The sequence below is a fragment of the Microcoleus sp. PH2017_05_CCC_O_A genome, assembly GCF_020738785.1.
Classification (GTDB): Bacteria; Cyanobacteriota; Cyanobacteriia; order Cyanobacteriales; family Microcoleaceae; genus Microcoleus.
In genome coordinates this window covers 1-7,008 of record NZ_JAEQCB010000218.1, presented here as the reverse complement: position 1 = coordinate 7,008, position 7,008 = coordinate 1, and the positions used below count along the sequence as shown (strand labels likewise).

2 protein-coding genes and 4 pseudogenes are annotated in these 7,008 nt (G+C 43.5%); 5 read left to right on the top strand and 1 reads right to left on the bottom strand.

Annotation, left to right across the window (positions count from 1 at the left end; translation table 11 throughout):
• The first annotated feature begins 366 nt into the window (after window positions 1-366).
• From JGK20_RS31670 to JGK20_RS31650, 5 genes and pseudogenes are all read left to right on the top strand, one after another.
• The gene (locus tag JGK20_RS31670; RefSeq protein WP_293177054.1) at window positions 367-1,314 is read left to right on the top strand and encodes an NAD-dependent epimerase/dehydratase family protein; all 948 of its coding nucleotides are present in this window, start codon (window positions 367-369) and stop codon (window positions 1,312-1,314) included.
• Window positions 1,315-1,954: 640 nt separating this feature from the next.
• Window positions 1,955-2,389: pseudogene (locus JGK20_RS31665) on the top strand (GDP-mannose 4,6-dehydratase); the annotation flags it as partial.
• Window positions 2,390-2,584: 195 nt separating this feature from the next.
• Window positions 2,585-3,235, top strand: a pseudogene (locus JGK20_RS31660) (LAGLIDADG family homing endonuclease); the annotation flags it as partial.
• 135 nt (window positions 3,236-3,370) lie between these two features.
• Window positions 3,371-3,889, top strand: a pseudogene (locus JGK20_RS31655) (NAD-dependent epimerase/dehydratase family protein); the annotation flags it as partial.
• Window positions 3,890-4,083: 194 nt separating this feature from the next.
• Window positions 4,084-5,472, top strand: coding sequence for a UDP-glucose/GDP-mannose dehydrogenase family protein (locus JGK20_RS31650; protein ID WP_293177056.1), 1,389 nt, complete (start codon window positions 4,084-4,086; stop codon window positions 5,470-5,472).
• A gap of 444 nt (window positions 5,473-5,916) precedes the next feature.
• On the opposite strand, the pseudogene JGK20_RS31645 reads toward JGK20_RS31650, so the two are convergent.
• A pseudogene (locus JGK20_RS31645) lies at window positions 5,917-7,008 on the bottom strand (hypothetical protein); the annotation flags it as partial.

Here is a 7,008-nt window from a genome sequence, read left to right as displayed (position 1 = left end):
GGGTAGATTAAGCAGTCTGTCAAGATGAAGATCCATACGGTAGAAATCAATTAGTAGTATCTCATTATACACTTTTCACCAAAAAGCCAGAAGAGCCGAATCTTTCTGCATCGAAGTCCCCGTCATCGGTATAGAAATTCGAGGCACTCGTGATTTATTAGAAAATGGCAATGGTTTGCTGGTAAAGTTGGGAGATATCAACGGAATAGCACAGCAATGGCATAGATTTTAGACCATCCAGAGGAAGCTCAACATATGAGCAAGCGCGGACGAGAAAATATGGTTAATTATGACCTGCCACATATCCTGAAAGCAATACGAGGCTTTATATGCTGAAGTCAACAATCAACAATCAACAATCAACCCATGAGTAATATTGTTACAGGCGCGGCAGGTTTTATCGGCTCTAACTTAGTCGAAACTCTTTTAAACCAAGGTGAACAAGTAATCGGAGTTGATGAAGTCAACGATTACTACAATCCCGAATTAAAGAGAAAAAATCTCGCTCATTTTGAAAAACATCCAAATTTTAAACTAATTGAGGGTAATATCCTATCTTTGGATTGGAAACCGCTATTAGCAAATGCAGAAGTCATTTACCACCAAGCAGCCCAAGCAGGAGTCCGTGCTAGTTGGGGATACGGTTTCCGCAGCTATACGGAACGCAATATCAATGCAACTCAGGTACTCCTAGAAGCCGCCAAAGATGCACCGCAACTGAAAAAGTTTGTATTGGCTTCGTCTTCGTCGGTGTACGGCAATGCTGAAACTTTTCCTACTTCCGAAACTGCCTGCCCTCAACCAGTTTCTCCCTACGGGATTACCAAATTAGCTGCTGAACGTTTGGCTTCGCTTTATCATCACAATTTTGGCGTTCCCGCAACCATCCTACGCTATTTCACCGTTTACGGGCCTCGCCAGCGTCCCGATATGGCATTTCACATATTTTTTAAGTCAATTTTGCGCGGCGAAGCGATTTCAATTTACGGAGACGGACAGCAAACCCGAGATTTTACTTTTATCAGCGATTGCGTTGCCGCTAATTTAGCTGCCGCTAAAGTGCCGGAATCTGTCGGGGAAATATTTAATATTGGAGGGGGAAGTCGAGTTGCTTTGGCGGAAGTTATTCAGACGATGGAAAGCATTGTCGATCGCCCGATTCGCATCAATTACCTAGAATCGAGCAAAGGAGATGCACGAGATACTAGCGCTGACGCATCGAAAGCTCAGAAAATCTTGGGATATCAGCCACAGGTGTCTTTGAGAGAAGGATTGAGGCAAGAATGGGAATGGGTACAGTCTTTGTACGGTTAGAGTGTGCTTAACTTACTCATATAGAAATCCTAAATAATTAAGATAAATTTGTAGGGTAGTGCCTTTCTTTGCCTACCCTATCTATCGGGCAACCGAACGTGGTTCGAGCCCTACAACAATTGTGCAAATGATTTAGGATTGCTATATCAAATCCAATGAGGGATGAAGCTACTGGATATGATCGCACCGAGAAACCCGGTTTCTCGGTGTGATGTTTTTTTCGTGGAGTTATACCAACTTTCATAATTGTTGCAAAATTATTAGGTTTGTAGTCAGGACTTTAGTCATTATTAAGTTTATAGTAAGGACTTTATCTTTCGTTTGCTAACTAATGTTTGTTAACTAAAAATGGCACCAAAAATTAAGATCTATAATTATATAGTCACTGTGGAGATAATGTCAACAGTATTTTTTCGGAATTATAGAAGTGTAAGTAAAATTAACTAGGTTAGCTCCAGTCTAGCTCGCAATCTGTTGCATATATTCTGACAATGCTAAGTTAATTAAAGATTTGATCCAGGTTGCGGATAAGTCTTTACATTGTTGATCGATATTTTGTTATTGTATTAACAAGTTTGATTCGATCGACTGAATTGTTGTACCACAGTCTTACCCTCTAAACAGAACGGCAGTTTCCCCCATGAGAATTTTAGTCACAGGCGGTGCGGGTTTTATCGGTTCCCATCTGATCGATCGCTTAATGGCCCAAGGACACGAGGTAGTCTGCCTGGATAACTTTTACACCGGGACTAAGCGCAATATCCTCAAATGGATGGACAACCCCTATTTTGAGCTGATCCGCCACGACATCACGGAACCGATTCGGTTAGAGGTAGATCAGATTTACCATCTGGCCTGTCCAGCTTCCCCAATACACTATCAGTACAATCCTGTCAAGACAATTAAAACAAACGTCATCGGCACGATGAATATGTTGGGATTGGCGAAACGGGTGAAGGCCAGATTTTTTCTGGCTTCCACATCAGAAGTTTACGGCGATCCAGATGTCCATCCCCAAACAGAAGACTATCGCGGTAACGTTAATTGTATAGGTATTCGCAGTTGTTACGACGAGAATACTGAAATTTTGACAGAAAACGGTTGGGTTCCTTTTCCTAACTTACAGCCGGGAGTTCGCGTAGCAACTCTCAATCCAGACAATCAGATTGAATATCACGTTCCTGACGAGCATATCGTGCAGCCTTATGTGGGTAACTTGCTCCGATTTGCCAATTCTAAATTTGATTTTTGTGTGACTCCCAATCACTGGATGTATGTCAAAAACCGCACTGGTAAATTGAACTTTCTCCAAGCCGATACAGATGTATATTGGCACCATCAAAGAGCCATCACGGGAGCAGAATTTTTAGCGGCAGAACAAGAATGGTTTGAATTAGGAGAACCGCCGCGCAATGCTAAAGTAAATGTCGAACGGGTGCGGATGGATGATTGGCTGGAATTTCTGGGTTATTACATTTCCGAAGGTTGCGTTCACGTCCGCAGGCGAGCGCGAGTCGTTAACGGTTGCGATTATGATATTGCTGATTACAACATATTAATCGCTCAAGTAAATCCAGAAGGACGGACAGCAATAGCAGAGTGTCTCCAGCGGACTCCTTTCAAGTTTTTTGACTCCGACGACCATCAATTTCGGATTTGCAGCAAACAATTAGCAGAAATTTTGCTGCCTCTGGGCAAGTCTGGTGACAAATACATACCGCGAGAATACCTAAATCTGTCTCAGCGACAGTCATTAATTTTGTTCAAAGCTTTGATATTGGGAGATGGCTCTCAAAAAGGAAATGCCTACGCTTATTACACTAAATCAAAGCAATTGGCTGATGACGTACAAGAGTTAGCAATGCGCTGCGGCTATGCAGCAACGGTAGTCAATCATGCAATCGGTCGCGATCTTTATCGCGTTAATATTCGCCCTCCAAAAGATGCAAATCTCGTAACTCCCGAACCAGTTCGTTATGCGGGAAATGTTTATTGTGTCAATGTTAAAAATCACGTAATCTGCGTCCGCCGCAACGGCAAGGCAGCGTTTTGTGGCAACTGTTACGACGAGGGGAAGCGAGTAGCTGAAACCCTATCTTTTGACTACCACCGCCAAAATGGGGTAGACATTCGAGTTGTCCGAATTTTCAATACCTACGGCCCCCGGATGTTGGAAAATGACGGCAGAGTAGTCAGCAATTTTATTGTGCAAGCTTTGCGGAATGAGCCGCTGACTGTTTACGGTGACGGTTCCCAAACCCGGAGTTTTTGCTACGTTTCCGATTTGGTGGAAGGATTTATTCGGTTGATGAATAGCGACAAAATCGGGCCGATGAATTTGGGGAATCCCGGCGAATACACTATCTTGGAGTTAGCACAGAAAATTCAAAATATGATTAATCCAGGGGCGGAAATCATCTTCAAACCGCTGCCACAAGACGATCCAAAACAGCGACAACCGGATATTACTCTTGCTAAAAATTGGTTGGGGTGGGAACCAACTGTGCCGCTGGATAAAGGTTTAGAGTTAACTGTGAAAGATTTTCGCGATCGCATCGAGGGAAACCAAAAGTAGAGAGAGGGAGAGATAGAGGGGGAGAGGAGGAGAGGGGGAGTATTTTTACTTCTTAATTCTTCATTCTTCCCTATTCCCTATTCCCTATTCCCTTTTGCTTCCTCAATCTGCCTGCCATCTGACTAATAAGAACTGTCAACTGTCAACTGTCAACTGTCAACTGTCAACTGTTTACTAACTTTGAGGACATTTCTATGCGTGTTTGCGTCATCGGTACAGGATACGTTGGCTTAGTCACCGGCACTTGCTTGGCCCACATCGGACATCATGTCATTTGTGTAGACAACAACGAAGAAAAAGTTAAATTAATGAAATCGGGACAGTCACCTATTTTTGAACCCGGACTGTCTGAATTAATGTCCTCTGCTTCTCAATCGGGAAATTTAGAATTTACTTCAGATTTAGCAGCAGGAGTGGCTCATGGGGAGATTTTATTCATTGCGGTGGGGACGCCTCCTTTACCCACTGGGGAAAGCGATACTCGCTACGTGGAAGCGGTGGCGCGCGGCATTGGCGCTCACCTCGACGGCGATTACAAAGTGATCGTAAACAAATCAACTGTACCCATCGGTTCGGGAGATTGGGTGCGGAGGATTGTATTAGATGGCTTGGCTGAACGTCAAAAAGCTCAAAGCGGTGAGGGCGCTACGGGTGAGGAAGTAGCAGCAAAAATTGGTGCTGATTTTGATGTGGTTAGCAATCCAGAGTTTTTGCGCGAGGGTTGTGCTGTTTTCGATACGTTTAATCCCGATCGCATTGTTCTGGGCAGCAACTCTCAGCGGGCGATGGATCTGATGCTACAATTATACACACCAATTGTCGATCGCAAGTTTGCAGAAAATCCGTCTTTGCCTGTGGTACCTGTGGTGATGACTGACATCAGTTCCGCAGAAATGATTAAGTACGCAGCTAATGCTTTTTTGGCTACCAAGATTAGCTTTATTAATGAAGTTGCTAATATTTGCGATCGAGTCGGTGCAGATGTTACCCAAGTAGCGAAAGGTATCGGTTTAGATTCGCGAATTGGTAGTAAGTTTTTGCAGGCTGGCATTGGTTGGGGCGGTTCTTGTTTCCCCAAAGATGTCTCGGCTTTAGTTCACACTGCTGACGATTACGGATATGAAGCGCATTTGCTGAAAGCGGCGGTGGAAGTGAACGAACGCCAGCGCTCGATTGCGATTGAAAAGTTGCAGCAAGTTTTGAAGATTCTTAAAGGCAAAACAATCGGACTTTTGGGTTTGACTTTCAAGCCGGATACTGATGATTTGCGGGATGCTCCTTCCCTGAATTTAATCGAGAATTTAAACAGATTGGGAGCGAAAGTTAAAGCTTACGATCCGATTGTTTCTCAAACTGGGATGCGTCACGGTTTGTCGGGAGTTTTGGTGGAAACCGATGCGGAAAGATTGGCTGACGGTTGCGATGCTTTGGTGTTGGTGACTGACTGGGAACAGTTTCGTAATTTAGATTACGATAAAATGGGCAAATTGATGGCTCATGCGGTGATGATTGACGGCCGCAATTTCTTAGATAAGAAGGTTTTAGAAGCGGCTGGTTTCCAATATGTCGGGATTGGAAGATAAGAAAGAGTTTGGAGGATAACCTCTATCCTGTAAGGTGCGCATTGCGCACCTAGAGCGTCGGTACAGTAGAATATTTTGACAAAAAGAACAAAATATGTATTATGTAGGGGCTCTCGCATGAGGGCGACAGTAGATCGCGATCGCCAACCATTTTTTTGTCCTCATGCGAGAGCCCTGCCAAGGTCTACATCAACATACATACGTACGTATCGGCTCAATAAGTAGGGGTAGCAGTTAATCTAGTTGCCAAGACAAGCCCAAGGGATAAAGAGAAGATTTTTCGCGAATAATAGTGGACAGAGAGGGAATAATTCCAAGTTGAGAAATTCGGTCGCGCACATAACCCTTAAAAACTGATTCCCAACTGACTCCTTAGTAGCAACAAGAGACATAAAAGTATCCCATGCCCTCGTACCCTCAATCGTCTGAGTTGCATAGCTAATATTACGTCGCTGCACAGCAAGTTCGGGCAGCTAACTCAGCGGGATTATTGTGTAAAGGTAATTCAGGGTGCTCTAAAACCCTCAGCAACTCCGATACTTTTGTCGCAGTTAATTGTTTGCGTTCATCCAACAATTCATAGCCGCTTGGAGTTTCAAAAAGCCGCCGAAATTTCGACCTTAAAAGCAGTGCAGCTTCAGGACTGGGAACATCTTTATAAGCTAATAATTCCCGATAATAATCCCAAAAATTTTCGATAAATTTCCCTAAAATTACTTGATGGCAATGGAATACCGGGCTTAACTTTTTGTAATGCCTTCCCTCATGCACCCAACATAATGCTCTATCAGCAGTGATTAACTTGAATTGCGGAGCATCATCACAACACAGAGTTTGTACGACTGGGCAATCTGTTTGCTGATGATAGAAAACAATAGCTGCTGCTTCTTTAATCCTGGTAACTTGTTGGGAACCCAGTTTGGGTACATACTTATTAAGTAGGTGATTAAACTCTGACTCACCCAACACCGTTTCTTGGGGTAATAGCTTGAGAGCATTCTGCCATTTAGCCGAGATTTTGAAGTCCTCAATTAGTGAGAATGTCAGTAGATTTAGAATAAATTTCAGTTCTCGTCCCGGCTGTAATCCTTTCAGGACAGTCAGTCTGTCTTTATTCGCGGTTGTGAAGTAGACTGTATATAAAGGGTTGCAGATGATATTGGTGGTATGGTTTACTCCAGCTACACGTGCGCCTGTTTGGTCGAAGTGTTGCCAGGGGCTACTCGCTAGTCCTGAATCATAAACTTCTTTTTTCTCCGTTTCAAAACCGGAGTGGTTTTTGATTAGCAGGTTGGATAAATAACCTGCTGAAATGGAAATGCCTAAATCTGCCAAAAAATCTAGTAGTTTGCCTTGCGTCATATTGCCCCCATAGTACAAACTGATGATTAAGGCTTTGATTCCTGGTCCAAATTCTCCTTCGTAGCCCATTGGTAATTCTGCTACATAAGTTTTTCGGAGTGAGGGTGAGTAATATTTCTGTTTACGGAACAATATGTTGTCGGTTGCCAAGCTGATATCTTGGATGATTACTTG

Excerpts from the sequence above, each read along its gene's own strand:
- JGK20_RS31670 (WP_293177054.1), top strand. The coding sequence starts at position 367 with ATGAGTAATATTGTTACAGGCGCGGCAGGTTTTATCGGCTCTAACTTA.
- JGK20_RS31650 (WP_293177056.1), top strand. The coding sequence starts at position 4,084 with ATGCGTGTTTGCGTCATCGGTACAGGATACGTTGGCTTAGTCACCGGC.